Raw genomic sequence first — 22,260 nt, forward strand, 5'->3', positions numbered from 1 at the left:
GCCGCCGCCTCCTCAAACACGCCGACTGTCGGCATGGCCCCCGACGGCCGTTTTCTGCCGTGGTGGTACCGCAACGCTGATGGCAGCCTGGGCCTGGATAAACTCGCCGACGTCAACGACCAGAACATCCTCGCCACCGGCGTGCGCGCCAGCGAGTACTACCTGTGTTCCAAAGAGAGCAAGAAGCCCTGCGCCATCGACCCGGCCCCGTATAAGGTCGGCAATGCGATGGTGATGCTGGCCTCGTTTATCGAACCGATCATGATTGACGGCGCCTTCCAGGGCATCGTCGGCGCCGACCTGTCGGTCAATTTCATCCAGGACATGCTCACCCGCGCCGACCAGAACCTCTATGAGGGTGCCGGCGAGCTGGCGCTGATCTCCAGTAACGGTCGCCTGGTGGCCTACACCAAGGACGCCAGCAAGCTCGGTGAAAAAGCCACCGACCTCCTCGACAGTAACGAGCTGGCCAACCTCAGCCAGTTGAAAGTCGGCGAAGTGCGCTACGACATCGACAAGGAACACGGGCATATCGTGCTGTTCCTGCCCTTCAACATCGGCCAGGCTGAAGCGCGCTGGACCTTGATGATGCAACTGCCGCTGAGTGCAGTAATGGCCGATTCGCAGAAACTGCAAAGTGACCTGCAAGCCCAGCGCAAAACCGACACCTTCGGCATGGCCATGGTTGGCCTGTTGATCGCTGGCATCGGCTTGCTGGTGATCTGGCTGGTGGGCCACGGCATCGCCCGCCCGCTCAAGCAAATGGTGGCCATGCTCAACGACATCGCCCAAGGCGAAGGCGACCTGACGCGCCGCCTGACCAGCGACCGCGCCGATGAACTGGGCGCGATTGCCACAGGCTTCAATACCTTCCTGATCAAGCTGCAGGGCATGATTACCCAGGTGGTGAGTTCGGTGCAGAAGGTCAGCGATTCGTCGGAGCACACCGCCGACATCGCGATCCGCACCAATCAAGGCGTGCACAAACAAATGGTCGAGATCGACCAAGTGGCCACCGCCGTGCACGAGATGACCGCGACCGCCCAAGACGTGGCGCGCAACGCCACCCAGGCTGCGCAAGCTGCCAGCCACGCGGACCAAGCCGCGAGCCAAGGCATGCGCATCGTGCGCGACACCTCGACGTCAATCGGCGCGCTGGCGCAAGAAATCGGCCGCGCGGTCGTCGTGGTGCAAACCCTGGCCAAGGACAGCGAGAACATCAACGCGATCCTCACGGCGATTCGAGGGATTGCCGAGCAGACCAACCTGCTGGCGCTCAACGCCGCCATCGAAGCGGCGCGGGCCGGCGAGCAAGGCCGTGGGTTTGCGGTGGTGGCGGATGAAGTGCGCAACCTGGCGCAGAAAACCCAGAAGGCCACCGAAGAAATCCAGACCATGATCCAACAGCTGCAACAAGGCACGCGCGACGTAGTGAAGGTCATGGAAGACAGCCAGAACCGCACCGATGAAAGCGTGCAACATGCGGCCAAGGCCGCTGAAGCACTGGAGACGATTACGCAGGCAGTGTCGGTGATCAACGACATGAACACCCAGATTGCCAGCGCGGCTGAGGAGCAGAGCGCGGTGGCTGAGGATATCAATCGCAATGTGATCAATATCGGCCAGGTGGCTAATGAAGTGGCGGGCGGCGCGGATGAGTCCAGCGCAGCCAGTGCGGATTTGACCAAGTTGGCAGAGCAGCAGCGGCGGTTGATCAACCAGTTTAAGGTTTAGGGATTTACGCTGGTTTTGAGGCCGCTATCGCTGGGCTGCCTGCGATAGCGGCCAGTGAATCCAACCTCAGCCTGGGGTCAAGCATTCAGGCCCATTGAGCTTCGGATCATTGACCATATTGGCCAGAACCCGCTCGCGCAACGCAGCCGGCTCACCGGCCAACAAACCCTGCAACACATGCAACGGCGTCTGCGGATTCAGCCAGGCCTCTTGCCCCGCCGCATCCAGGATCAACGGCCGCCGCTGGCTCTGCGCCGCCTGTGTCACCACCGCCGTACTCAGCCACACCTGTTCCTGCACCGGATACGCTTCCCAGATTGCCGCAAAAAACAGCGTCGAGCCCTCCCCCGGCGTCAGCCAGTAGGGGCGCTTGCGCTGGGTGCCGCGCCATTCGTAAAAACCGTTGGCCGGCAGCAAGCAGCGGCGCTGGCGGAAGGCTTCGCGGAACATCGGTTGCTCGGCCAGGGTTTCGGCGCGGGCGTGGGCTGGGGTGCGGGAAAGGTCGGTCAGCCAGGGCGGCGTCAGGCCCCAGCGGGCGCGCGCCAGGGTGTGCTGGCCTTCGCTCAAGCGCTGGATCAGTACCGAATCATTCGGGGAGATGTTCCACTGGGCCTGCTGATCAGCCGGGAAGCCGGGCAAGGCAGCGAAGGCGGGATTCCAGCGAAACAGGGCATAACGTCCACACATGGGGTAACACGACTCTTGGGTAAACCGACCGACAGCCTAACAGACCAATACGTCGGGGAAGCTGTCGGGTTCATCGCCTGGCAGCGGTTGCGCACCGTTGTAAGCGGTAATCAGCTCGCGGGCGCAGGCGGCCTGGTCGTTGTCCACTTCCAGGCCAAGCAGGCCGAAAATCGGCAATTCGCCAGTACCACCGAGCAAATGGCGCCCCACCAAGTGCGCCTCGATGCCCTCACTGGCGAGCATCTGCTGCAACAGCTCGCCTTCCATCAGGTTTTCCGGTTCATAGATTCGCTGCATGGGCGTACCTGTCACTCGTTCTCGCTGCGTACCGAGAGCATCCATTCGTCATCGTGTACCTGCAGATCAAAGATAATTGGCCGGCAACACACCGGGCAGTCTTCAATGTATGACTGATCGCCGCCGGAAAGGTCCAGAACGGCCTCGGCCGGTTCACCACAATAAGGACAATCGTACGACTCGGTTTCCAGCATCGCGGTCTCCCAGGTGACTTGTGCGTATAATCGCCGGTCTATTTACAGGGCTATTCACGGCAGAGCCAATATTGCGGCCGCACCCTGATATTTCCTTTACTAACACTAGCCGTTTCTAACAAGAGAGCATGATGGGCGAATTCGATACCATCCGACCTTACAACGACAGCGAAGTCCCAGCAGTGCTGGCGCGTCTGTTCAGTGACAAGGCCTTTCTGGACATCCTGACCCACTTCCGCTTCCCGCGCTTTGCCGGTGCCTTGGGCTGGCTGCTCAAGCCGATGATCGCCCGCAAGCTGCGCCGTGAGTTCGCCGGCGTCACCACCGTGGCCACGCTGCAGGACAAAGTCGAGTACTACGTCGACCACACCATTGACCGCGCGACCGACGGCGTCACTTATACCGGCGTCGAGCAGCTCAAGTCCGGCACTGCCTACCTGTTTCTGGCCAACCACCGCGACATCGTGATGGACCCGGCCTTCGTCAACTACGCCGTGTACCACGCAGGCCTGCCGACGCCGCGCATCGCCATCGGCGACAACCTGCTGCAAAAGCCGTTTGTCAGCGACCTGATGCGCCTGAACAAGAGCTTCATCGTGCACCGCTCGATCACCGGGCGAAAGGAAAAGATGGCGGCGTATAACCTGCTGTCGGCCTACATCAACCATTCGATCCGCAACGACTGCCAGTCGATCTGGATCGCCCAGGCCGAAGGCCGTGCCAAGGATGGCGATGATCGCACCGAGTCGGCGATCCTCAAGATGTTCCACGTCAGCCGCAAGGACGAGCCATTTGCCGAGGTGATCCAGTCGTTGAATCTGACGCCGGTGTCGATCAGCTATGAATACGACCCGTGCGACACGGCCAAGGCCCGCGAGCTGTATATCCGCGCCACCACCGGCACCTACAGCAAGGCGCCAGGTGAAGATGATGTGAGCATTGCTTTGGGCATCACCGGCTATAAGGGCCGTGTGCATGTGAACTTTGCGCCGCCGATTACCGAGCGCTTTGAAGACACTAAACTGCTGGCGACGGAAATGGACCGGCAGATTCTCGGCGGCTATCGCTTGTTCCCGGTGCATTACCTGGCATACGCGCAATGGAGCGACGCCGACCCGCAATTGCAGGTGCCGACGGCGGCCGAGGTGTTCCCGGCTGATGAGTTGGCCAAGGCGAAGGCGGAGTGGGAGCGGCGCTTGAATGAGTGCCCGGCTGAGCACCGGCCGTTTCTGGTGGTGCAATATGCGACGCCAGTGCGTAATCAATATCGGGTTAAAGCGGGCATCGCACTGTAAACACCGGAACAAAATGTGGGAGCCGGGCTTGCCCGCGATCACGGTGTGTCAGAATCGAATCTATCGACTGACACACTGCTATCGCGGGCAAGCCCACTCCCACATTTAGTTTTGCAATGTTTTTACAAACGGGTGCTGAGCCAAGAAGCGACCAGTGCCAGCCCGAGGCAGGCAAACCCAACGCGGTAAGCCAGGCGATGCGCCCGTTCGGTGCGCACATCCAGAAACAACATCGGTTGGTCGATCGCGCGCGCTTCGCTTTGCGCGGTCAGCTCAGCCAGCGCGCGCTGCTCGCGCAGGCGGGTAATGAACAGCAGCGCTGCACCCGGGCAGGCTACCACTAAAGCCACAGCATTGATCAGCAGTGCGGGCAGCGCCATCGCAAACCTCAGTCGGACAGTGTTCTGGTATCCATTCAGATACAAACCTGAACGAGATTGGCCTCCTGCCGCGAAACGCTCCGTCCCCCATGTACGCTCAATGTATCCAGTAATTTACAGCGTCACCTGAACGTCACCTTAACAGGCCACTCTGTTGCCCTTCGAACGTTCGGGAGCTTGTCATGTTGCATGCGCAGAACCAGGATCGGCTGTATCTGATCGCCCAGACCGATGAGCAAGAGGCGCTGGTCGGCGGCTTGGCGTTTAATGTGCAGGATCGCCACTGGCTGGTGTATTGCGCGCTGGGCGGGCACCAGCATGCCGACCTGCCGGAGCTGGACTTGCTGACTGGCGTGAGTGTGCTGGACTTTTATGTCGAAACGGCTGCATGAACGTTACAGGCATAAAAAAACCGGGCTCATCACTGAGCCCGGTTCTTTTTTAAGGCGCCGGTTGGCGGTTACTGCGAGCTGAGCAGTTGACCGATGCTTGGGTCTTTGAACAGACGCGTCAGGGCGTCGCTCAGGACATCGCTGACCAACTTGGTGTTGGTTTCCTGGTTCGGCGACATGCCGAAGCGCTGATTCAGCGAAGCGCCGTAGCGGCCACTGTAGCGACGGGTACCGGCACTGACGTCGGACTTGAACGTCGCGCCGATGGAGGCTTCAGTCACATACAGGCCATCTTTGGGCGACTGGTATTTCAGCTCGGCCAGGGTGATGGTCAACTGAGGCGCGCTCGGCGAGTTGGCCGGGGTGAAGCCCAGCAGGCGCACCGCGGCTTCAGCCTGGGCTTGCAGCTTGGGCAGCACGTCTTGACCGGTGACCGAAATGAGCGCGGTCTCCGGGTACAGGCCACCGCGCGAACCCAAGGTCGGCGACGGTCGGCCATCCACTACACGCACCGACACCGGCTGGCCATGGCCGACAGGCGCCAACTGCGCGGTGACTTTAGGTTGCGGGCTGAGTTGTTGCGGGCTGTTGGCGCAGCCAACCAGGGTCAAACTGGTCACAGTGATCAAACCGAACAACAGGCGTTGCAACATACTCATTTCTCCAGGACTAGATGCAAACAGGCCGCCAGTATAACGGTGCGCACGCGCCACCCACCAGCCATCCTGAACGGCAGCTGAAGGCATGCTGAAATTACAATTTCACATAAATCCGTCATTCCAGTGTCATGGCACACTGGCAACCTTCAAGCATGTAACGTAACAGGTACAAAGCCATGCGCCTTCTCAAATCATTGTTCATGCCCCGCGCCCGTCATCGCCACTACGCCCTGCTGGACGCCCGCGGCCATTGCCAGGCCTTCAAGCAGTGCAGCTTGCCGCCCGTCGGTGAAGGCTGGGTTGAGGTCGCAGAGACCCACTTGGGCTGGATGCACCGCCCACTGCCGGCGAGCGCCCGGGTCAGCCCGAAAGTTACGCACGCGCAAACCCGGCATGCGTTGGTCTCCTGACCGAGACACGAATTAAAGTCATAAAACACGCCCATTTCCCTGGCGTTCTTCGCTACAATCTCCCCCCGATTATAAGGACGTCTCCTGATCGGGCCTCGCAGCATCGTTAATGCCTCGGTATTAACCCCCAAATCGCCCACAGAGAGCCGCCCACACAGATCGAGTGAAGCTGGCGCGCTTGCTGTTTTCTTTGCAAACCACCCGCCTTACCGAATCTGCCAGAGCTGCCATTGCGCTCGGCCACTTGAGTTGTTTGCCCGTTTTGCCGTGTATCGGCAGAGGTTTGCGGGCCAGGTGCCAGGCTGGGGCAGCCCTTTTTTGAGGTTCACGTCTTCAAAAGAGCGTGAAAAAAACGGGTTTTCACAACTTCACAAGAGTGTGGCGAGCAAATGAATAGTTTTGCGTTTGTACAAGCACCATCAGCGTCTGTAACAGCCCAACCACACAGGACCGAGTACTCCTCAAACACCGGAGCTTGAGCCTGTCCGCTATGGATTGATTGCACAAATCGCACGCGTTGACCATAAGTCGAATTGCCACAGGCGCCCATGAATGCGTTCATAGGCAGATTAGCCCGGCAGGAAGCGTGCGCTGAAGTTGCAAAGAATTGCGAAACGGACATGGCGATCCTGGCCATGGGTAACTTGGGGCAACACGTGAACCGCCCCGTCACTCCTGGCAGCCATGCCGTCAATTTGGTGCTGCAGATTTTGGAGACGCGTTAAATGGCGCATAACGAAGCAGTCGACGTAGTACTGGTAGGGGCCGGCATCATGAGTGCCACCCTGGCCGTACTGCTCAAAGAGCTCGACCCCGGCCTCAAGCTGGAAGTCGTTGAGCTGATGGATTCGGGTGCCGCGGAAAGTTCCAACCCGTGGAACAACGCCGGTACCGGCCACGCCGGGCTGTGTGAGCTGAACTACACACCGCAGGCCGCCGATGGCTCCATCGACATCAAGAAAGCCGTGCACATCAACACCCAGTTCGAGGTGTCGAAGCAGTTCTGGGCGTACCTGACTCAAAAAGGCACCTTTGGCTCGTCCAAATCCTTTATCAGCCCGGTGCCGCACCTGAGCTTCGTGCAGGGCGACAAAGGCGTGTCCTTCCTCAAGAAGCGCTTTGAAACCCTCAGCCAGCACCACGCGTTCTCGGACATGCACTACACCGAAGACCGCAGCGAGATGGCCGAGTGGATGCCGCTGATGATGCCGGGCCGCCCGCTCGACGAAAAAATAGCTGCCACCCGCGTGATGAACGGCACCGACGTCAACTTCGGCGCCCTGACCAACCAACTGCTGTCGCACCTGACCAGCGCACCGGATGCCCAGGTCAAGTACAGCAAGCGCGTCACCGGCCTCAAGCGTAACGGCGCGGGCTGGACCGTGAGCATCAAGGACGTCAACAGCGGCAACAGCCGTGAAGTGGACGCCAAGTTCGTGTTCCTCGGTGCCGGTGGCGCGGCCCTGCCGCTGTTGCAAGCTTCGGGGATTGAAGAAAGCAAAGGCTTCGGCGGCTTCCCGGTCAGCGGCCAGTGGCTGCGTTGCGACAACCCGGAAGTGGTCAAGCACCACCAGGCCAAGGTCTACAGCCAGGCTGCGGTGGGCTCGCCACCGATGTCGGTGCCGCACTTGGACACGCGTGTGGTGGACGGCAAGAAATCCCTGCTGTTCGGGCCCTACGCTGGCTTCACCACCAAGTTCCTCAAACACGGCTCGTTCCTGGACCTGCCACTGTCAATTCGTGCCGGCAACATCGGCCCGATGCTGGCCGTGGCCCGCGACAACATGGACCTGACCAAGTACTTGGTCAGCGAAGTGCGCCAGTCGATGGAGCAGCGCCTGGAATCCCTGCGCCGCTTCTACCCTGAGGCGAAAGCCGAAGACTGGCGCCTGGAAGTGGCCGGCCAACGGGTGCAGATCATCAAGAAAGACCCGAAAAAAGGTGGCGTACTGCAATTCGGCACCGAACTGGTCGCGGCCAAAGACGGCTCGCTGGCGGCGCTGTTGGGCGCGTCCCCAGGTGCTTCGGTGACCGTGTCGATCATGCTGGAACTGATCGAGCGTTGCTTCCCAGAGAAGACGGCCGGTGAGTGGGCAGCCAAGCTGCACGAGATCTTCCCGGCCCGGGAGAAAATCCTGGAAACTGACGCCGAGCTGTACCGCAAGATCAATACGCAGAACAACATCAGCCTGGAACTGGTTGAGCAAAGCAACGAAGCCGAAAGCTACGCTTGAGGACCTGACGCAGAGCGTCACAGGATGCATTCACGCGCAGAGCGTGGGAACGCTCAAAAAACGCCCTTCGGGGCGTTTTTTTATGTCTCGTATAATCAGCTGCGAGCGTTGTCGATCAGCGCGATGTACTCGGCAGCGTTGCGCTGATCCTTGATCAACTCGACGAATGTCTGGCCATGCTCGTCCTTGCCGTCCAGATCCAGGCCTGCTTCCTTGAAAAAGCCCAGGAAACGCTCGAAGTCGTCGATACGCAGGCCGCGGTAGGCCTTGATCAGCTTGTGCAGGGACGGTGAAGTCGCATCAACCGGCTCGAAGTCCAGGAACAACTTGATCTGGTCGTCGCCGATCTCGTCACCAATCACCTGTTTCTTATCTTTACGCATTACCGACTCCAGCCTGCAGACATTACACGGGAGAAGCAGTTTACCTGCGGGGCACACGCTTCGGAAGCGACGAAGAACCAATGTGCGAGCAAGCCAAGCACCACATTCGCTGACCTGCGGTCTCACTATTTAGCGCGAACAGCGCCAGTGTGCAGATCCGCCCAGATATGCCCGTTGGCATAACTGAGGAACTGCACATACACCGTGTCATTGCGCAGCAGGTCGACAATCACCCGGTACTGGGCCACCGGGTAAGACAACGTCAGGGTTTTACTGCCCTCATCGAACACCGCCTTTTTCAGGCTTTTGCTTTCGGGATCGAAATTGAGCACCACCTGAGCGATGGTCGCGCCTTTGTTCAAGGGTTTGCCCTTGAGGCGAATCATCAGCGGCGACGTCACCGGGATCGGCTGTTGAGTGGATTGCCGTTGGTTGCCCACCACCACCGCGTATTCGGTGATTTGCAGCAGTTGCTGCTGGTCAGGGGTTTCGGCGCGCAGCGTCAGGTCGTCAGGCGGCAGGAATTGTCTGTGCAGCGGCGCCGGGGCCGCCGCCAACGGCAAACTGAGGGTCAACGCCAGGGCGGCGCAGGTGCGTATCAACAGGCTCATGGGCCGCTCCGTGGAAGGTGGCCGAGCACTGTAGCTCAATCGAACTGAGCGAGCATCCAGCGTTGATACTCGGCGACACCAGCATCGCCTTCGCGCGGCGCCCAGGCAGGTGATTCGCCCTCGGCCAACGCTCGATAGGGCCCGGCCTTGCACTCGAACATCACACTGTCAGGCTCCAGCACCACCAAGCCATGAAACACACCCGGTGGCAGGTCAACGCCCGAGCATTCACCGCCCGCCTGCATCACGCGCTTGGCAATCACTTCGCCGGTGTCGCTAAACACCAACAGGCCCAGACTGCCCTTGAGCACCAACAGGGTTTCTGCCTTGTCGGCGCTCAGGTGGCGATGCGGCGGCACATACGTGTCGGGTTGCATTCCCACGGCCAGGCGGTGGCAGGGCTCTTCCATCTGATGGAAGTTGTGGTGGTGTCGACCCCGAGGGATGGCGGCCGCTTTCTCGGCCAATTCGGTGAACAGGGACTGATCAAGAAAGCGGACCATCGGTTACATCCCTTTAACGGCGAAGATCCCATTGGCGTTACGCCAGTAGCCTTTGTAGTCCATGCCGTAACCGAAGATGTAGCGGTCGATGCACGGCAGACCGACGTAATCGGCTTTCAGGTCCGGGCGAGCCTTGCGGTCGTGGTCTTTGTCGATCAGCACAGCGGTGTGCACGTTGCGCGCGCCGGCATGTTTGCAGAAGTCGATGATCGCGCCCAGGGTGTGACCTTCATCGAGGATGTCGTCGATGATCAGCACATCGCGGTCGATGAACGAGACTTCCGGCTTGGCTTTCCAGAACAGGTCGCCGCCGGTGGTTTCATTGCGATAACGGGTGGCGTGCAGGTAGGAGGCTTCCAGCGGGAACTGCAGGTGAGTGAGCAATTTACCGGCGAAGATCAGGCCACCGTTCATCACGCAGAAGACCACCGGGTTGGTGTCGGCCATTTCGCGTGTGATGTGAGCGCCGACCTTGGCGATTGCCTCTTCGACTTGCGCTTCGGTGTACAGGCAGTCAGCCTCGCGCATGATTTGACGGATATGCTCGAGATCAGCAGACATGGCGCTCTCCAAGGGGGTGCTGTGGCAAGAAAAGCGGGCAAAGGTACGCATGTGAGGCGCAACGATCAAGCCTTAATGGACTAACGTACTAGATGTCTATAGGACAACACCCTCGGATAGATTAATCTAGGCCGGTTTTTTTGCCCGCCGCCGGAGCTTTTCCCATGCCCACTCGCGAGATCCGCCACCCGCTGATCAGACACAAACTCGGCCTCATGCGCCGTGCCGACATCAGTACGAAGAACTTCCGTGAGCTTGCTCAGGAAGTCGGAGCGCTGCTCACTTACGAAGCGACCAAAGATTTGCCCCTGGAAACCTACGAGATCCCCGGTTGGGCCGGTCCCGTCCAGGTGGAGAAAATCGCCGGTAAGAAAATCACTGTAGTGCCGATCCTGCGCGCCGGTATTGGCATGCTCGAAGGCGTGCTCAGCCTGATTCCGGGCGCTAAAGTCAGCGCCGTCGGCGTGGCCCGCAACGAAGAAACGTTGCAGGCGCACACCTACCTGGAAAAACTCGTCCCGGAAATCAACGAGCGCCTGGCGATGATCATCGACCCGATGCTCGCCACCGGCAGCTCCATGGTTGCCACTATCGACCTGCTGAAAAAGGCGGGTTGCAAGGACATCCGCGCCATGGTGCTGGTGGCTGCGCCCGAAGGCATTGCCGCCGTCGAGAAGGCCCACCCGGACGTGCAGATCTACACCGCATCGATTGATGAGCGCCTGAACGAACATGGCTACATCATCCCAGGCCTGGGCGATGCCGGTGACAAGATCTTCGGCACCAAGCAGAAGGACGCCTGAGCATGCAGGATGAATTCAACGACCCGCTTTGGCGCCAGATCCTGTCTGGCGCACAGATGCTCTTCGTAGCATTTGGTGCGCTGGTGTTGATGCCGCTGATCACAGGCCTTGATCCAAACGTCGCCCTGTTTACCGCAGGCCTTGGCACGTTGCTGTTCCAGGTGGTGACAGGGCGGCAGGTGCCGGTATTCCTGGCATCGAGCTTTGCGTTTATCACTCCGATTATTCTCGCCAAAGGCCAGTTCGGCCTCGCGGCGACCATGGGCGGGGTGATGGCGGCCGGTTTCGTTTATACCTTCCTCGGTCTGGCCGTGAAGGTCAAAGGCACCGGTTTTATCGACCGCCTGCTGCCGCCGGTGGTGATCGGCCCGGTGATCATCTCCATCGGCCTGGCCATGGCGCCAATTGCCGCCAATATGGCGATGGGTAAGTCTGGCGATGGCGCCGAGCTGATCCATTACCAGACAGCCATGCTGATCTCGATGCCGGCGCTGCTGACCACCTTGATCGTGGCGGTGTTCGGCAAAGGCATTTTCCGCCTGGTGCCGATTATCTCCGGCGTATTGGTGGGCTTTGCCATGTCGTTCTACTTTGGCGTGGTGGACACCGCGAAGATAGCCGCCGCACCGTGGTTCGCCCTGCCTCACTTTACCGCGCCGGAATTCAACTGGCAGGCGATTCTGTTCATCGTCCCGGTGGCCTTGGCCCCGGCGATCGAACATATCGGCGGTGTGATTGCGGTGGGCAGCGTGACCGGTCGCGACTACCTGAAGAAGCCCGGCCTGCATCGCACCCTGCTGGGTGACGGCATTGCCACCACGGCTGCCGGGCTGTTTGGCGGCCCGCCCAACACCACCTACTCGGAAGTGACCGGCGCGGTGATGTTGACCAAGAACTACAACCCGAAAATCATGACCTGGGCGGCGGTGTTTGCCATCAGCCTGGCGTTTATCGGCAAGTTCGGCGCATTGCTGCAAAGCATTCCGATACCGGTGATGGGCGGGATTCTGTGCCTGCTGTTCGGCTCGATTGCAGCCGTTGGCATGAACACACTGATCCGCCACAAGATCGACCTGAGCGAAGCCCGCAATCTGGTGATTGTGTCGGTGACGTTGGTGTTCGGGATTGGCGGCGTGCTGGTCGGCACCGGCACTGGCCCGGATGATTTCGGCCTCAAGGGCATCGCCCTGTGCGCGGTGGTAGCGATTGGTTTGAACCTGCTGCTGCCGGGCAACGATGGCTGGAAAAACAAGAAGCCGGATGAGCCACTGCTCTAACTGACCCAACGCAAATCAGTGTGGGAGCTGGCCTGCCAGCTCCCACATTTGTTTTTCAGCGTAGGTTAAAGCTCCCCGAGCCCATCAATCAGCGCCTGGTTCTGCTCTGGCGTACCAATGCTGATCCGCAGGAACTGGGCAATCCGCGCCTGCTTGAAGTGCCGCACGATCACACCCTGCTCACGCAACTTGGCCGCCAAACCCGCAGCATCGTGCCGTGGGTGACGGGCAAAGATGAAGTTGGCCGCCGACGGCAACACTTCAAAGCCTTTACCTTCCAACTGAGCGACCAGCTTGTTACGGCTGTCGATCACCAGCTTGCACGTCTTCTCGAAATATTCACGGTCCTCGAACGCCGCTGCCGCGCCGACAATCGCCAGACGGTCCAACGGATAGGAGTTAAAGCTGTTCTTGACCCGCTCCAGCGCCTCAATCAGGTCTGGGTGACCGACCGCCAGGCCCACACGCAAACCGGCCAGTGAGCGCGACTTGGACAGGGTCTGGGTGACCAGCAGGTTGGGGTAACGGTCCACCAAGCTGATAGCGGTTTCACCGCCGAAGTCGATATAGGCTTCATCGATCACCACCACTGAATCCGGGCTGGCCTTGAGGATCTGCTCCACGGCGTCCAACGCCAGCACACAGCCGGTGGGTGCGTTCGGGTTGGGGAGGATGATCCCCCCGTTAGGCTTGGCGTAGTCCGCCACACGAATCTGGAACTGCTCATCCAACGGCACCGGGTCGGACGTGATGCCGTAGAGGCCGCAGTAGACCGGATAGAAGCTGTAGCTGATGTCCGGAAACAGCAGCGGCAAGTCGTGTTGGAACAGGCCGTGGAAGATGTGCGCCAGGACTTCGTCGGAACCGTTGCCGAGAAAAACCTTGCCGGCATCAATCGCGTAATACTTGGCCACAGCCTGCTTGAGCAGTTCGCTGTTGGGGTCCGGGTACAGGCGCAAGTTGTCGTTCAACTCAGCCTGCATCGCTGCGAGCGCCTTAGGCGAAGGGCCGTAGGGGTTCTCGTTGGTGTTGAGCTTGACCAGCTTGGTCAGCTTCGGTTGCTCGCCGGGCACGTAAGGTACGAGGTCCTTGACGAAGGGGCTCCAGAACTTGCTCATGTCTTAGTTACCTTCTTCAAGGATGCGGTATTCGGCGCTGCGGGCGTGGGCGCTGAGGGATTCACCACGGGCCAGCACCGACGCGGTCTTGCCCAGTTCGGAAGCGCCTTGTGGGGAGCAGAAGATGATCGACGAACGCTTCTGGAAGTCATACACCCCCAGTGGCGACGAGAAGCGCGCGGTGCCGGAGGTCGGCAGCACGTGGTTCGGGCCTGCGCAGTAGTCTCCCAGGGCCTCGCTGGTGTGGCGGCCCATGAAGATCGCACCGGCGTGGCGGATCGACGGCAGCCAGGCTTGTGGGTCGGCGACAGACAGCTCCAAGTGCTCCGGCGCGATACGGTTGGCCACTTCGATGGCCTGCTCCATGTCGCGCACCAGAATCAGCGCGCCACGGCCATTGATCGACTTCTCGATGATCTCGGCGCGATCCATGGTCGGCAGCAGCCTGTTGATGCTGGCGGCGACCTTGTCGAGGAACGCGGCGTCAGGGCTGACCAGAATTGCCTGGGCGTCTTCGTCGTGCTCGGCCTGGGAGAACAGGTCCATGGCAATCCAGTCCGGATCGGTCTGGCCATCGCACACCACCAGGATTTCCGAAGGGCCGGCGATCATGTCGATACCGACTTGGCCAAATACGTGGCGCTTGGCGGTGGCTACATAGATGTTGCCAGGGCCGACCACCTTGTCGACCTTCGGCACGCTTTCGGTGCCGTAGGCCAAGGCAGCAACAGCTTGAGCGCCGCCAATGGTGAACACCCGGTCAACACCGGCTATACAAGCGGCAGCCAGCACCAACTCGTTGATTTCACCGCGCGGCGTCGGCACCACCATGACCACTTCGGTCACACCCGCCACCTTGGCCGGGATCGCGTTCATCAACACCGACGACGGGTACGAGGCTTTACCGCCCGGCACGTACAGCCCCGCACGGTCTAGCGGCGTGACCTTCTGGCCCAGCACGGTGCCGTCGGCCTCGGTGTAGCTCCAGGAATCCTGTTTCTGTTTTTCGTGGTAGCTGCGTACCCGCGCCGCAGCCACTTCCAGGGCTTCGCGCTGCGGCGCGGTGATGCGCGTCAGGGCCAGCTCGAGGCGTTCGCGGGGCAGGATAAGGTCCGACATCGACGCGACATCGAGGCCATCGAACTGGCGAGTGAAGTCCACCAGCGCCGCATCACCGCGTTCGCGCACCGCCTTAATGATGTCGAGCACCCGCTGGTTGACCGAGTCGTCGGACACGCTTTCCCAGCTCAGCAGATGATCCAGATGGTGGGCGAAATCCGGGTCGGCAGCGTTGAGTCGGGCAATTGCAGTGGACGTGGTCATAGCGAGGGCCTCATAGGATTGGCAAAAATACTCAGGCGCCGAACGTTAGCAGTCGATCCGCTTGGGCACCTGAGAATTCTGGCTATGAGGCGGATAGACGGGCGCGACCTAGGGCCGCGCAGGTGAGTCAACCGCGGTGTCGAGACTCCACTGCTTTGCGCAGGGTGTCGATCAACGCCTGGATTCGGGCGTGTTGCATCTTCATTGAAGCTTTGTTGACGACCAGACGGGAGCTGATGTCGGCGATGAAATCCTGAGGCTCGAGCCCGTTGGCACGCAGGGTGTTGCCGGTGTCGACCACGTCGATGATCTTGTCGGCCAGGCCGATCAGCGGGGCCAATTCCATCGAGCCGTAGAGCTTGATGATGTCGACCTGACGGCCTTGCTCGGCGTAGTAACGCTTGGCGACGTTGACGAACTTGGTTGCTACGCGCAGGCGCCCTTTGGGCTCGACGTCACCGACACGGCCGGCGGTCATCAGCTTGCACAGGGCGATACGCAGGTCCAGCGGCTCGTACAGGCCCTGGCCGCCGTATTCCATCAGCACGTCTTTACCTGCCACGCCGAGGTCGGCCGCGCCATGTTCAACGTAGGTCGGCACGTCGGTAGCCCGAACGATCAACAGGCGAACGTCGTCCTGGGTCGTAGGGATGATCAGCTTGCGGCTCTTGTCCGGATTCTCGGTCGGCACGATGCCCGCTTCAGCCAGAAGCGGCAAAGTGTCGTCAAGGATGCGGCCCTTGGACAGTGCGATGGTCAACATGGGAAACGTCAGTCCTTCATCAGGCTATTGCTGTCCGGTCGCAAACGGCGCCAGACACAGATCGAGGCCATTACAGCCCCGACTTGAAACAAATTCAGCTAACAGCAAACCGTGGCGAGGGAGCTTGCTCCCGCGCCACACTTGCAGCGGGAACTAGCCCGGTACGCGGCGGATCTTGGCGCCGAGCATCTGCAGTTTCTCTTCGATGCACTCATAACCACGGTCGATGTGGTAGATGCGGTCGATCAAGGTGTCGCCGTCGGCGCACAGTGCCGAGATTACCAGGCTTGCCGAGGCACGCAGGTCAGTGGCCATCACTGGCGCACCCTTGAGCTTGTCGATACCCGTGACGATGGCAGTGTTGCCTTCGACCTGGATCTTGGCACCCATGCGGTGCAGTTCATAGACGTGCATGAAGCGGTTTTCGAAGATGGTCTCGATCACAGCACCGGTGCCTTCGGCAATTGCGTTCAAGGAAATGAACTGCGCTTGCATGTCGGTCGGGAACGCCGGGTACGGAGCGGTACGCACGTTCACGGCTTTTGGCCGCTTGCCGTGCATGTTCAGCTCGATCCAGTCGGAACCGGTGGTGATTTCAGCACCGGCTTCCTTGAGTTTTTCCAGGACGGCTTCAAGGATGGTCGGATCGGTATCCTTGACCTTGACGCGGCCACCGGTCACGGCAGCAGCCACCAGGTAGGTGCCGGTCTCGATACGGTCCGGCATCACTTTGTAAGTGGCCGAGTGCAGACGCTTAACACCTTCGATGGTGATCGTGTCAGTGCCGGCGCCGGTGATGTTGGCACCCATGGCGATCAGGAAGTTGGCCAGGTCGACCACTTCCGGCTCGCGCGCAGCGTTTTGCAGGACGCTGCGACCGTTGGCCAGGGCTGCGGCCATCATGATGTTCTCAGTGCCGGTCACGCTGACGGTATCAAAGAAGAAGTTCGCACCGCGCAGGCCGCCTTCCGGCGCTTTGGCCTTGATATAGCCGCCTTCAACGTCGATGACCGCGCCCATGGCTTCAAGGCCACGAATGTGCAGGTCCACCGGACGCGAACCGATAGCGCAACCGCCAGGCAGCGCCACTTCGGCTTCGCCAAAACGGGCAACCATCGGGCCCAGAACCAGGATCGAGGCACGCATGGTTTTCACCAATTCGTACGGGGCAATCAAGGTTTTGATGGTGCGCGGGTCAATTTCGACAGACAGCTTCTCGTCGATCACCGGTTCAATGCCCATACGACCGAACAGCTCGATCATGGTGGTGATGTCGTGCAGGTGCGGCAGGTTGGCCACGGTGACAGGGCCATCGCACAGCAGGGTCGCTGCCAGGATCGGCAAGGCGGAGTTTTTCGCACCGGAAATGCGAATCTCGCCATCAAGGCGGGCACCGCCGGTAATAATCAATTTATCCATAAGAATCTCGACGCCTTGGGGGCTCAGGTGCGCTCGGCCCAGGCCGCGCGGCTGAAAAATTTCATAGTGACCGCGTGGATGCTGCCATCGGTGATCCACGGGTTCAAATGGGCATAGATCTGCTGTTGACGCTTGACCGGGCTCAATGCCGCCAGTTCATCGCTAATCACGTTCAGCTGGAAATTGCAGCCTTCGCCTTCAACTTCTACGTTCGTTTCGGGCAGCTTTCCTTCAAGGAAGCTTTTAACTTCTAGGGCCTGCATGCTCAACCTCTATCGGCGCCCAGTGCGCACGGGTCGCACATCATACAAAAAAGCCCCGCGCCTGCGAACCCCGCATAGCAGGACTCTGACGGGGGGCTTCTTTAATAATGTGTATTAAGGATGTGCCAACAGCTCGGTCAAACCGGAAACTTCAGCAATTTTGCGCATGTCATCGGGCAATGCACGAATGCTGAGCGGCTTCTTCACCGCTTCGGCATCACGGATGAAGCACAGCAACAACGACAGGCCGACGCTGCTGGACTTGGTCACCGCCGAACAATCCAGCACCAGCGCAGGCGCGTTGGTGCTGTTGATCAGCGCTTGGCCTTGCTTGCGCAGGTCAGGCCCGGAGCGGTAATCCAGCACACCGCTGAGGAACAACTCACCAGCGTCGTCAAGACGAACAGCCGACTCGGTCATTGCGCAGGCTTCCCGGCAGCTTGCTTGTCGGTTTCTTCCTTGGCTTTGGCGACTTCACCGGCCCAACCATTAATGGTCTTGTCCAGGTTATTGCCATTGCGCTGCATGGCGTCAGAGAACTGATCGCGGAACAGCTTGCCGATGTTGATGCCATTGATGATCACGTTACGCAGCTTCCACTCGCCGTTGATCTTCTCCAGCGTGTACTGCACAGGATAGATGGCGCCGTTGGTACCTTTGACGGTCATGCCAACGCTGGTGCGGTCGCCCGACTCATCCTTGGCAGGGTCGACGGTAATGCCCTGGTTGTTGTACTCCAGCAGGGCGTTGCCATAGAACTGGAATAGGCCCTTCTTGAAGTTTTCCTGGAAGGTCTGCATCTGCGCAGGCGTGGCCTTACGCGAATACTTAACCGTCATGATGCTGCGGGAAATCCCTTCGGCATCGACCACCGGACCAACGATGGTATTCAGCGCATCGTAAAACTTGGTCGGGTCTTGCTTGTACTGCTCTTTGTTGGCGGTCAGGTCAGCCAACATTTTATTGGTCGTGTCCTGCACCAGATCGTGCGCAGAACCCGCCGCGTTGGCCATCATCGGCAGTGCTGCAAGCAGCACCAGCAGGCCACGTCGCAAGGTAGAGATCATGAACAGATTCCTCATTTGGCGTCTTTATTGACCGTATTGAGCAGGAATTTACCGATCAAGTCTTCAAGCACCAACGACGACTGTGTGTCGTGGATTGTCGAACCATCCTTGAGCAGGGCCGTTTCCCCGCCCACGCTGATACCGATGTACTTCTCGCCCAGCAGACCCGCAGTGAGGATAGATGCAGTAGAGTCAGTCGGCAGATTATCTACCTTCTTATCCACTTGCATCGTCACTCGGCCCGTAAAGCTGTCGCGATCCAGATCGATTGCTGTGACCTTGCCGATGGTTACACCGGCCATAGTCACTTTAGCTCTGACAGTCAAACCGGCGATATTGTCGAAGTACGCGTAAAGTTTATAAGTATCGGCGGTGGGGCTGGCCGACAGGCCGCTGACTCGCAGGGCCAGCAACAGTAAAGCCAGGATGCCAGCCAGCAAGAAAAGGCCGACACCGATTTCCACAGTGCGGTTTTGCATCAGAAATCTCCAAACATCAAGGCGGTCAAAATGAAGTCAAGGCCCAGTACCGCCAGCGAGGCGTACACAACGGTCTTGGTGGTGGCGCGACTGATCCCTTCTGAAGTGGGCTCACAGTCATAGCCTTGGAATACGGCGATCCAGGTCACTACAAAGGCGAAGACGATGCTTTTTATGATGCCGTTAAGCACGTCGCCGCTGAAAGTTACGCTGTTTTGCATGTTGCCCCAGTAAGAGCCGTCATAGACGCCCAACCAGTCAACCGCCACCCACGAGCCGCCCCAAATACCCACCACGCTGAAAATCATTGCCAGCAGAGGCAGGGAAATGAAGCCGGCCCACAGGCGCGGGGCAACAATGTACTTGAGCGGGTCCACGCCGATCATTTCCAGGCTGGACAACTGCTCGGTGGACTTCATGTTGCCGATCTCGGCGGTCAATGCAGACCCTGCGCGCCCGGCAAACAGCAAGGCGGTGACCACCGGGCCGAGTTCGCGCAACAGCGTCAGGGCGACCATCTGCCCTACCGCCTGCTCCGAACCGTAACTGGAGAGAATATTAAACCCCTGCAGCGCCAGCACCATGCCGATGAATATCCCGGAAACCACAATGATCACCAGGGACATCACGCCGATCGAATGCAATTGCTTTAGCAGCAGGCTAAAACCGCCGCCTATGCCACCGCGACCGAGCAACGCGTGAAAGAGGAATATCGTCGAACGCCCCAGCACCTCGACCAGGTCGATGCCGGAACGACCGAAAAGGCGAACCTTCTCGACTATAGATGTCTTGCGCATCAGCGCTTCCCCAGAAGATCTGAGCGGTAGTCCGCTGCCGGAAAATGAAAAGGCACCGGGCCATCGGGATCGCCGGTCATAAACTGGCGAATACGCGGATTATCAGCGTTCATCAGTTCTTCAGGCGTGCCCTGCCCCAGGACCTGGCCATCGCCGACTACATACAGGTAGTCGGCAATGCTCGCCGTTTCGGCCAAGTCATGGGACACCACGATACTGGTGATCCCCAACGCATCGTTGAGCAGGCGAATCAGACGCACCAATACGCCCATGGCGATCGGATCCTGACCTACGAAGGGCTCGTCATACATGAGGATCTGCGGATCGAGGGCGATGGCCCGCGCCAGGGCGACACGGCGCTTCATGCCGCCGGACAACTCGTCGGGCATCAGGTCGATGGCACCGCGAAGGCCGACGGCCTGCAGTTTCAACAACACAATGTCACGAATCATTTCATCAGACAGCTGGGTATGCACCCGCAGCGGAAACGCCACGTTTTCGAAAACATCGAGGTCGGTGAACAGCGCGCCGCTCTGGAACAACACGCCCATGTGCTTGCGCGCATCGAATAGATCGCTGCGCGACAACGTCGGCAGGTTCTGGCCGTTGACCCAGACTTCGCCGGCGCTAGGACGCAATTGCATGCCCATCAGGCGCAACAGGGTGGTCTTGCCGCAACCGGAAGGCCCCATGATGCCCGTGACCTTGCCGCGGGGAATGCGAATATCGACGTTATTGAAGATGCTGCGCGTCCCGCGCTTGAAGGTAAGGCCCTTCAGCTCGACCGCGTAGGCGTTATCGGCACTCATCTAATCTCCTTGGGATGCAGCCTTTCACTCAGACACCCTGTTTGCGACATTCGTTTGCGATGGATGCAATAATTAGCCACATGGGTTGGGCGGACCGAACTGGCGGCGAACTATATCACTGCTGGTACAGCGCGCCCAAGGCCGGAACTACGCTCGTTCAGATTCTGGACAGGGAAAAAACGCAGCTGAGCACCAATCTCAGGCGCCTGCAGAATAAAGCCTGACGAACTTGCGTGAGGGAATTGATCATTACCGCTATAATCGCCGACTTTTCGTCAGGCTATACGATTTCAGACATGAGCCAATCCAGCGACCTTATTCAATCCGCACAACGCACCATTCGCCTCGAGCTTGAAGCCGTAGAAGGTTTACTGGCCCATATCGACGCGGATTTCGTACGCGCCTGCGAGATGATTCTGGCCAGCAAGGGCCGCGTTGTCGTGGTGGGCATGGGCAAATCCGGCCACGTCGGCAATAAGATCGCCGCCACGCTGGCGAGCACCGGCACCACGGCTTTTTTCGTGCACCCGGCCGAAGCCAGCCACGGCGACATGGGCATGATCACCAAGGATGACATCATTCTGGCGCTGTCGAACTCCGGGACCACCAATGAAATCGTGACGCTGCTGCCGCTGATCAAGCGCCTGGGCATCAAGATGATCAGCGTCACCGGCAACCCGGAGTCCACGCTGGCCAAGGCCGCCGAAGTTAATTTGAATGTGCATGTGGCCCATGAGGCGTGCCCGCTGAACCTGGCACCAACCTCCTCCACCACCGCCGCCCTGGTCATGGGCGACGCCTTGGCGGTTGCTCTGCTGGAAGCTCGCGGTTTTACCGCTGAAGATTTCGCGTTTTCCCACCCGGGCGGCGCCCTGGGCCGTCGCCTGCTGCTTAAAGTGGAAAACGTCATGCACTCGGGCGATGAATTGCCCCACGTGCAGCGCGGCACTCTGCTGAAGGACGCGCTGATGGAAATGACCCGCAAAGGCTTGGGCATGACCGTGATCCTGGAAGCCGATGGGCGTCTAGCCGGGGTATTTACTGACGGCGACTTGCGCCGCACTCTGGACCGCACCATCGATATCCATACCGCTACTATTGATGCGGTCATGACGCCACACGGCAAGACCGCCCGCTCCGAGATGCTTGCAGCCGAAGCGTTGAAGATCATGGAAGACCACAAGATCGGCGCGCTGGTGGTGGTCAATGGCGACGACCGCCCGATTGGCGCCCTGAACATGCACGACTTGCTGCGTGCGGGAGTGATGTAAATGAGCAGCGACCTGTTGCAACGCGGTAAAAACATCAAGCTGGCGATTTTCGACGTTGACGGTGTGCTGACCGATGGCCGCCTATACTTTCTCGAAGACGGCAGCGAATTCAAGACGTTCAACACCCTCGACGGTCAAGGCATCAAGATGCTGATGGCGGCGGGCGTGCAAACGGCGATTATCAGCGGTCGGAAAACTCCGGTTGTGGAACGCCGTGCACAAAACCTGGGTATTGCTCACCTGTATCAGGGCCGCGAGGATAAACTGGTGGTTCTGGACGAGCTTCTTGGCCAACTCAACCTAAGCTATGAGCAGGTCGCCTACCTGGGTGACGACCTGCCCGACCTGCCGGTTATTCGCCGGGTGGGCCTGGGCATGGCCGTCGCGAATGCCGCGGCGTTTGTCCGCGAACACGCGCACGGCATTACTACCGCACGTGGTGGTGAAGGTGCCGCCCGCGAGTTCTGCGAGTTGATCCTGCGTGCCCAGGGCAGTCTTGAAGCGGCCCACGCCGCCTACCTATAGAGCGTT

28 protein-coding genes are annotated in these 22,260 nt (G+C 59.6%); 9 read left to right on the forward strand and 19 right to left on the reverse strand.

Annotation, left to right across the window (positions count from 1 at the left end; genetic code table 11):
• Positions 1 to 1,734: methyl-accepting chemotaxis protein (locus tag E0F99_RS06135; protein ID WP_130908728.1), on the forward strand; the 1,734-nt coding region annotated here is incomplete at its 5' end.
• Positions 1,735 to 1,800: 66 nt separating this feature from the next.
• Here E0F99_RS06135 and E0F99_RS06140 read toward each other — a convergent pair.
• The 3 genes from E0F99_RS06140 to E0F99_RS06150 are packed head-to-tail and all read right to left on the reverse strand — an operon-like array spanning position 1,801 to position 2,912.
• A complete protein-coding gene (locus E0F99_RS06140) occupies positions 1,801 to 2,421 on the reverse strand; it encodes an SOS response-associated peptidase (protein WP_083360102.1) in 621 nt (206 codons plus the stop codon).
• A gap of 36 nt (positions 2,422 to 2,457) precedes the next feature.
• The gene (locus E0F99_RS06145) at positions 2,458 to 2,718 is read right to left on the reverse strand and encodes a putative signal transducing protein (protein ID WP_083360103.1); all 261 of its coding nucleotides are present in this window, start codon (positions 2,716 to 2,718) and stop codon (positions 2,458 to 2,460) included.
• Positions 2,719 to 2,729: 11 nt separating this feature from the next.
• Positions 2,730 to 2,912, reverse strand: coding sequence for a CPXCG motif-containing cysteine-rich protein (locus tag E0F99_RS06150; protein ID WP_083360104.1), 183 nt, complete (start codon positions 2,910 to 2,912; stop codon positions 2,730 to 2,732).
• Positions 2,913 to 3,043: 131 nt separating this feature from the next.
• On the opposite strand from E0F99_RS06150, the gene E0F99_RS06155 reads away from it, so the two are divergent.
• Positions 3,044 to 4,207: a 1-acyl-sn-glycerol-3-phosphate acyltransferase gene (locus E0F99_RS06155; protein WP_173667130.1), complete on the forward strand. Its 1,164-nt coding sequence runs from the start codon at positions 3,044 to 3,046 to the stop codon at positions 4,205 to 4,207.
• A gap of 122 nt (positions 4,208 to 4,329) precedes the next feature.
• Here E0F99_RS06155 and E0F99_RS06160 read toward each other — a convergent pair whose 3' ends face one another.
• On the reverse strand, positions 4,330 to 4,587 hold the full coding sequence (locus E0F99_RS06160) for a hypothetical protein (RefSeq protein WP_083360106.1): 258 nt from the start codon (positions 4,585 to 4,587) through the stop codon (positions 4,330 to 4,332).
• A gap of 182 nt (positions 4,588 to 4,769) precedes the next feature.
• Between E0F99_RS06160 and E0F99_RS06165 the strand changes: the two genes are divergently transcribed.
• Complete coding sequence (locus E0F99_RS06165) at positions 4,770 to 4,979, forward strand: hypothetical protein (RefSeq protein WP_083360107.1); 210 nt, start codon at positions 4,770 to 4,772, stop codon at positions 4,977 to 4,979.
• A gap of 68 nt (positions 4,980 to 5,047) precedes the next feature.
• On the opposite strand, the gene E0F99_RS06170 is transcribed toward E0F99_RS06165, so the two are convergent.
• Positions 5,048 to 5,632, reverse strand: coding sequence for a YajG family lipoprotein (locus E0F99_RS06170; RefSeq protein WP_083360108.1), 585 nt, complete (start codon positions 5,630 to 5,632; stop codon positions 5,048 to 5,050).
• A gap of 182 nt (positions 5,633 to 5,814) precedes the next feature.
• Between E0F99_RS06170 and E0F99_RS06175 the strand changes: the two genes are divergently transcribed.
• Positions 5,815 to 6,048 carry a hypothetical protein gene (locus tag E0F99_RS06175; protein WP_083360109.1) on the forward strand — a complete coding sequence of 78 codons (234 nt, stop codon included), beginning with the start codon at positions 5,815 to 5,817 and terminating at the stop codon, positions 6,046 to 6,048.
• 725 nt (positions 6,049 to 6,773) lie between these two features.
• Positions 6,774 to 8,282 carry a malate dehydrogenase (quinone) gene (gene mqo, locus E0F99_RS06180; RefSeq protein ID WP_083360110.1) on the forward strand — a complete coding sequence of 503 codons (1,509 nt, stop codon included), beginning with the start codon at positions 6,774 to 6,776 and terminating at the stop codon, positions 8,280 to 8,282.
• 95 nt (positions 8,283 to 8,377) lie between these two features.
• Here the strand turns inward: mqo and E0F99_RS06185 are convergent, their stop codons facing one another.
• The 4 genes from E0F99_RS06185 to E0F99_RS06200 all read right to left on the reverse strand — a co-directional run bounded on the left by E0F99_RS06185 (position 8,378) and on the right by E0F99_RS06200 (position 10,340).
• The gene (locus tag E0F99_RS06185; protein WP_083360111.1) at positions 8,378 to 8,665 is read right to left on the reverse strand and encodes a PA4642 family protein; all 288 of its coding nucleotides are present in this window, start codon (positions 8,663 to 8,665) and stop codon (positions 8,378 to 8,380) included.
• 125 nt (positions 8,666 to 8,790) lie between these two features.
• A complete protein-coding gene (locus E0F99_RS06190; RefSeq protein WP_083360112.1) occupies positions 8,791 to 9,276 on the reverse strand; it encodes a hypothetical protein in 486 nt (161 codons plus the stop codon).
• Between the two features lie 35 nt (positions 9,277 to 9,311).
• Positions 9,312 to 9,779: a WbuC family cupin fold metalloprotein gene (locus E0F99_RS06195; protein ID WP_083360113.1), complete on the reverse strand. Its 468-nt coding sequence runs from the start codon at positions 9,777 to 9,779 to the stop codon at positions 9,312 to 9,314.
• Between the two features lie 3 nt (positions 9,780 to 9,782).
• Positions 9,783 to 10,340 (reverse strand): hypoxanthine-guanine phosphoribosyltransferase, encoded by a 558-nt coding sequence (locus tag E0F99_RS06200; protein WP_083360114.1) that lies wholly within the window; start codon positions 10,338 to 10,340, stop codon positions 9,783 to 9,785.
• Positions 10,341 to 10,504: 164 nt separating this feature from the next.
• Between E0F99_RS06200 and upp the strand changes: the two genes are divergently transcribed.
• Positions 10,505 to 11,143 (forward strand): uracil phosphoribosyltransferase, encoded by a 639-nt coding sequence (gene upp, locus E0F99_RS06205; protein WP_017138223.1) that lies wholly within the window; start codon positions 10,505 to 10,507, stop codon positions 11,141 to 11,143.
• 2 nt (positions 11,144 to 11,145) lie between these two features.
• Positions 11,146 to 12,420 carry a uracil-xanthine permease family protein gene (locus E0F99_RS06210; RefSeq protein ID WP_083360115.1) on the forward strand — a complete coding sequence of 425 codons (1,275 nt, stop codon included), beginning with the start codon at positions 11,146 to 11,148 and terminating at the stop codon, positions 12,418 to 12,420.
• A gap of 65 nt (positions 12,421 to 12,485) precedes the next feature.
• Here the strand turns inward: E0F99_RS06210 and hisC are convergent, their stop codons facing one another.
• From hisC to E0F99_RS06260, 10 genes are all read right to left on the reverse strand, one after another.
• Complete coding sequence (hisC, locus tag E0F99_RS06215; protein ID WP_083360116.1) at positions 12,486 to 13,538, reverse strand: histidinol-phosphate transaminase; 1,053 nt, start codon at positions 13,536 to 13,538, stop codon at positions 12,486 to 12,488.
• 3 nt (positions 13,539 to 13,541) lie between these two features.
• A complete protein-coding gene (gene hisD, locus E0F99_RS06220; RefSeq protein WP_083360117.1) occupies positions 13,542 to 14,861 on the reverse strand; it encodes a histidinol dehydrogenase in 1,320 nt (439 codons plus the stop codon).
• A gap of 127 nt (positions 14,862 to 14,988) precedes the next feature.
• Positions 14,989 to 15,624, reverse strand: a complete 636-nt coding sequence (gene hisG / locus E0F99_RS06225; protein ID WP_083360118.1) for an ATP phosphoribosyltransferase — start codon at positions 15,622 to 15,624, stop codon at positions 14,989 to 14,991.
• Between the two features lie 153 nt (positions 15,625 to 15,777).
• Positions 15,778 to 17,043 (reverse strand): UDP-N-acetylglucosamine 1-carboxyvinyltransferase, encoded by a 1,266-nt coding sequence (murA, locus tag E0F99_RS06230; protein ID WP_083360119.1) that lies wholly within the window; start codon positions 17,041 to 17,043, stop codon positions 15,778 to 15,780.
• A gap of 23 nt (positions 17,044 to 17,066) precedes the next feature.
• Entirely contained in the window at positions 17,067 to 17,306 is a 240-nt protein-coding gene (locus E0F99_RS06235; RefSeq protein WP_008434291.1) for a BolA family protein, read from the reverse strand.
• Positions 17,307 to 17,420: 114 nt separating this feature from the next.
• Complete coding sequence (locus E0F99_RS06240) at positions 17,421 to 17,726, reverse strand: STAS domain-containing protein (RefSeq protein ID WP_083360120.1); 306 nt, start codon at positions 17,724 to 17,726, stop codon at positions 17,421 to 17,423.
• On the reverse strand, positions 17,723 to 18,373 hold the full coding sequence (locus E0F99_RS06245; protein WP_083360121.1) for an MlaC/ttg2D family ABC transporter substrate-binding protein: 651 nt from the start codon (positions 18,371 to 18,373) through the stop codon (positions 17,723 to 17,725). Before E0F99_RS06245 ends, E0F99_RS06240 begins: the two co-directional genes overlap by 4 nt.
• 11 nt (positions 18,374 to 18,384) lie before the next feature.
• Positions 18,385 to 18,852, reverse strand: coding sequence for an outer membrane lipid asymmetry maintenance protein MlaD (gene mlaD, locus E0F99_RS06250; protein ID WP_010170575.1), 468 nt, complete (start codon positions 18,850 to 18,852; stop codon positions 18,385 to 18,387).
• Positions 18,852 to 19,649, reverse strand: coding sequence for a lipid asymmetry maintenance ABC transporter permease subunit MlaE (mlaE, locus tag E0F99_RS06255; RefSeq protein ID WP_083360122.1), 798 nt, complete (start codon positions 19,647 to 19,649; stop codon positions 18,852 to 18,854). Before mlaE ends, mlaD begins: the two co-directional genes overlap by 1 nt.
• On the reverse strand, positions 19,649 to 20,458 hold the full coding sequence (locus tag E0F99_RS06260) for an ATP-binding cassette domain-containing protein (protein WP_003171811.1): 810 nt from the start codon (positions 20,456 to 20,458) through the stop codon (positions 19,649 to 19,651). The genes mlaE and E0F99_RS06260 overlap by 1 nt, the downstream gene beginning before the upstream one ends.
• 296 nt (positions 20,459 to 20,754) lie before the next feature.
• Here E0F99_RS06260 and E0F99_RS06265 point away from each other — a divergent pair, with 296 nt between their 5' ends.
• Together E0F99_RS06265 and E0F99_RS06270 are read left to right on the forward strand one after the other, a co-directional pair.
• Positions 20,755 to 21,729, forward strand: a complete 975-nt coding sequence (locus E0F99_RS06265) for a KpsF/GutQ family sugar-phosphate isomerase (protein ID WP_083360123.1) — start codon at positions 20,755 to 20,757, stop codon at positions 21,727 to 21,729.
• Positions 21,730 to 22,254 carry a KdsC family phosphatase gene (locus E0F99_RS06270; RefSeq protein ID WP_083360124.1) on the forward strand — a complete coding sequence of 175 codons (525 nt, stop codon included), beginning with the start codon at positions 21,730 to 21,732 and terminating at the stop codon, positions 22,252 to 22,254.
• Positions 22,255 to 22,260 lie beyond the last annotated feature (6 nt).

The sequence above is a fragment of the Pseudomonas antarctica genome, from assembly GCF_900624995.1.
Classification (GTDB): Bacteria; Pseudomonadota; Gammaproteobacteria; order Pseudomonadales; family Pseudomonadaceae; genus Aquipseudomonas; species Aquipseudomonas antarctica.

Bases quoted from the DNA above. Each gene is read 5' to 3' on its own strand.
- E0F99_RS06140 (WP_083360102.1), bottom strand. From the start codon at position 2,421: ATGTGTGGACGTTATGCCCTGTTTCGCTGGAATCCCGCCTTCGCTGCC.
- E0F99_RS06145 (WP_083360103.1), bottom strand. From the start codon at position 2,718: ATGCAGCGAATCTATGAACCGGAAAACCTGATGGAAGGCGAGCTGTTG.
- E0F99_RS06150 (WP_083360104.1), bottom strand. From the start codon at position 2,912: ATGCTGGAAACCGAGTCGTACGATTGTCCTTATTGTGGTGAACCGGCC.
- E0F99_RS06155 (WP_173667130.1), top strand. From the start codon at position 3,044: ATGGGCGAATTCGATACCATCCGACCTTACAACGACAGCGAAGTCCCA.
- E0F99_RS06160 (WP_083360106.1), bottom strand. From the start codon at position 4,587: ATGGCGCTGCCCGCACTGCTGATCAATGCTGTGGCTTTAGTGGTAGCC.
- E0F99_RS06165 (WP_083360107.1), top strand. From the start codon at position 4,770: ATGTTGCATGCGCAGAACCAGGATCGGCTGTATCTGATCGCCCAGACC.
- E0F99_RS06170 (WP_083360108.1), bottom strand. From the start codon at position 5,632: ATGTTGCAACGCCTGTTGTTCGGTTTGATCACTGTGACCAGTTTGACC.
- E0F99_RS06175 (WP_083360109.1), top strand. From the start codon at position 5,815: ATGCGCCTTCTCAAATCATTGTTCATGCCCCGCGCCCGTCATCGCCAC.
- mqo (WP_083360110.1), top strand. From the start codon at position 6,774: ATGGCGCATAACGAAGCAGTCGACGTAGTACTGGTAGGGGCCGGCATC.
- E0F99_RS06185 (WP_083360111.1), bottom strand. From the start codon at position 8,665: ATGCGTAAAGATAAGAAACAGGTGATTGGTGACGAGATCGGCGACGAC.
- E0F99_RS06190 (WP_083360112.1), bottom strand. From the start codon at position 9,276: ATGAGCCTGTTGATACGCACCTGCGCCGCCCTGGCGTTGACCCTCAGT.
- E0F99_RS06195 (WP_083360113.1), bottom strand. From the start codon at position 9,779: ATGGTCCGCTTTCTTGATCAGTCCCTGTTCACCGAATTGGCCGAGAAA.
- E0F99_RS06200 (WP_083360114.1), bottom strand. From the start codon at position 10,340: ATGTCTGCTGATCTCGAGCATATCCGTCAAATCATGCGCGAGGCTGAC.
- upp (WP_017138223.1), top strand. From the start codon at position 10,505: ATGCCCACTCGCGAGATCCGCCACCCGCTGATCAGACACAAACTCGGC.
- E0F99_RS06210 (WP_083360115.1), top strand. From the start codon at position 11,146: ATGCAGGATGAATTCAACGACCCGCTTTGGCGCCAGATCCTGTCTGGC.
- hisC (WP_083360116.1), bottom strand. From the start codon at position 13,538: ATGAGCAAGTTCTGGAGCCCCTTCGTCAAGGACCTCGTACCTTACGTG.
- hisD (WP_083360117.1), bottom strand. From the start codon at position 14,861: ATGACCACGTCCACTGCAATTGCCCGACTCAACGCTGCCGACCCGGAT.
- hisG (WP_083360118.1), bottom strand. From the start codon at position 15,624: ATGTTGACCATCGCACTGTCCAAGGGCCGCATCCTTGACGACACTTTG.
- murA (WP_083360119.1), bottom strand. From the start codon at position 17,043: ATGGATAAATTGATTATTACCGGCGGTGCCCGCCTTGATGGCGAGATT.
- E0F99_RS06235 (WP_008434291.1), bottom strand. From the start codon at position 17,306: ATGCAGGCCCTAGAAGTTAAAAGCTTCCTTGAAGGAAAGCTGCCCGAA.
- E0F99_RS06240 (WP_083360120.1), bottom strand. From the start codon at position 17,726: ATGACCGAGTCGGCTGTTCGTCTTGACGACGCTGGTGAGTTGTTCCTC.
- E0F99_RS06245 (WP_083360121.1), bottom strand. From the start codon at position 18,373: ATGATCTCTACCTTGCGACGTGGCCTGCTGGTGCTGCTTGCAGCACTG.
- mlaD (WP_010170575.1), bottom strand. From the start codon at position 18,852: ATGCAAAACCGCACTGTGGAAATCGGTGTCGGCCTTTTCTTGCTGGCT.
- mlaE (WP_083360122.1), bottom strand. From the start codon at position 19,649: ATGCGCAAGACATCTATAGTCGAGAAGGTTCGCCTTTTCGGTCGTTCC.
- E0F99_RS06260 (WP_003171811.1), bottom strand. From the start codon at position 20,458: ATGAGTGCCGATAACGCCTACGCGGTCGAGCTGAAGGGCCTTACCTTC.
- E0F99_RS06265 (WP_083360123.1), top strand. From the start codon at position 20,755: ATGAGCCAATCCAGCGACCTTATTCAATCCGCACAACGCACCATTCGC.
- E0F99_RS06270 (WP_083360124.1), top strand. From the start codon at position 21,730: ATGAGCAGCGACCTGTTGCAACGCGGTAAAAACATCAAGCTGGCGATT.